Genomic DNA, 1,757 nt, shown 5'->3' with positions numbered 1-1,757 from the left:
CGCGCCTCCGTGCGCAGCAGGCAGGCGGGGGCGCCCCCCGGCCCGGCGGCCGCCCCGCGCGCCGCGACCGTCACTCCCGGTCGGGCCGCCAGCGCGGCGACGACGTGCGCGAACCGGTCGCGGATGTCCGGGGTGAGCATGGTGTGCGGCACACTCTCCCGGATCGCCGCGGCGGCGGCCTCCGCGAAGGCGTCGAGGTCGGAGCCGGCGATCCCGATCAGCAGACCGGGATTGGTGCAAAACTGCCCCGCCCCCAGCGTCAGCGACTGGACGAAGCCCGCCGCCAGGGACGCGCTCCGGGCCCGCAGGGCGCCGGGCAGGAGCACGACCGGGTTGACCGCGCTCATCTCGGCATAGACCGGGATCGGCTCGGGCCGGCCGGCGGCCACCCGCATCAGGGCGAGTCCGCCCGCGCGCGACCCGGTGAAGCCGACGGCCTTGATCCGCGGGTCGGCGACCAGGGCGCTTCCGAGGTCCGTGGACGGTCCCGGTAGGTAGGAGAACGTGCCCTCGGGCAGGCCGCCGGTGGCCACCGCCGCACGCACGGCCCGCGCGACCAGCTCCCCGGTCCCGGGATGGGCCGGATGGCCCTTCACCACCACCGGGCAGCCCGCCGCCAGGGCGGCGGCGGTGTCGCCCCCCGCCACCGAGAAGGCCAGCGGGAAGTTCGAGGCGCCGAACACCGCCACCGGGCCGATCGCGACGTGACGCCGGCGCAGGTCCGGCCGGGGCAGCGGCTGCCGCTTGTGCTGCGCCGGATCGATCGTCGCCCGGATCCACGCGCCGGAGCGGACGAGATCCGCGAACAGCCGCAGCTGCCCGACCGTGCGGGCGTGCTCGCCCTCCAGCCGCGCCCGCGGCAGGCCGGTCTCGGCCATCGCCCGCTCGACGAGCGGCGCGCCGAGATCGGCGATGCCCTCGGCCACAGCTTCGAGACAGCGAGCGCGTGTTTCTGGTGGCGTCTCCGCGAAATGCTGGAACGCCGCCTCCGCCAGCGTGCAGGCGGCCTCCACCTCCCGAGGGCCTGCGGCCGAGAAGGCCGGCTCCAGGGGCGCTCCGGTGGCGGGATCCACGGCCCGGAAGAGCGCGGCTGTGGTCACGTCGGCGGCGCCGATCAGGACGCTGCCGCGGATCGTCACGGGCCCTGGTGATTCACTACTCATACAATTAGGCTAGGGCAGTTCGCCTCCCGCCGCAAGCGCGGCCGTGTTTCCGGTGCAGGGGGTGTTCCTCTTTGCGCTCCTACAACTTCAGGATAGAATCGCGCCGATCCCGCCCCGACCGACCCGGTGGCCCGGACTGGAGGTGGACGAGTGAGGCAGGATCGCGGTCCGGAGAACGTCACGCTGCCCCTCGCCTCGGGCTCGCGCCGCATCCACGGCTCGGTCGCCCGCGATCTGGGGGTGGCGATCCTCGGCGGCCGCTACGCCCCCGGGGACGTGCTGCCCGGGGAGATCGAATTCTCTGAGAAATTGAACGTCTCGCGCACCGCCTATCGCGAGGCGATCCGTATCCTGAGCGCGAAGGGGCTCGTCGAGAGCCGCCCGCGCACCGGCACCCGCGTGAGCCAGCGCAGCCGCTGGAACCTGCTCGACCCCGACATCCTCGCCTGGGCCTTCGAGTCGGAGCCGAGCGAGTCCTTCATCCGCGACCTGTTCAAGCTGCGGATGAATCGTCGAGCCGGGTGCGGCGGCNCTCGCGGCGGAACGGCCCTGGGCCTCGACCTCCCCGGATGGGCCATGCCCTGGAGGAAATGG

At 73.9% G+C, this 1,757-nt stretch carries 2 protein-coding genes; one reads left to right on the top strand and one right to left on the bottom strand.

The window, feature by feature from the left end; translation table 11 throughout:
- Nucleotides 1-1,163, bottom strand: a 1,163-nt coding sequence (locus I53_RS21985) for an aldehyde dehydrogenase family protein (protein ID WP_051044954.1), incomplete at its 3' end; no start/stop codon positions are given.
- A 150-nt stretch (nt 1,164-1,313) separates the two neighbouring features.
- Here I53_RS21985 and I53_RS21980 point away from each other — a divergent pair.
- Nucleotides 1,314-1,757, top strand: a 444-nt coding sequence (locus tag I53_RS21980) for a GntR family transcriptional regulator (protein WP_251982397.1), incomplete at its 3' end; no start/stop codon positions are given.

Source organism: Methylobacterium sp. B1 (genome assembly GCF_000333255.1).
Classification (GTDB): Bacteria; Pseudomonadota; Alphaproteobacteria; order Rhizobiales; family Beijerinckiaceae; genus Methylobacterium; species Methylobacterium fujisawaense.
This window is presented reverse-complemented; position numbering and strand designations above follow the sequence as displayed.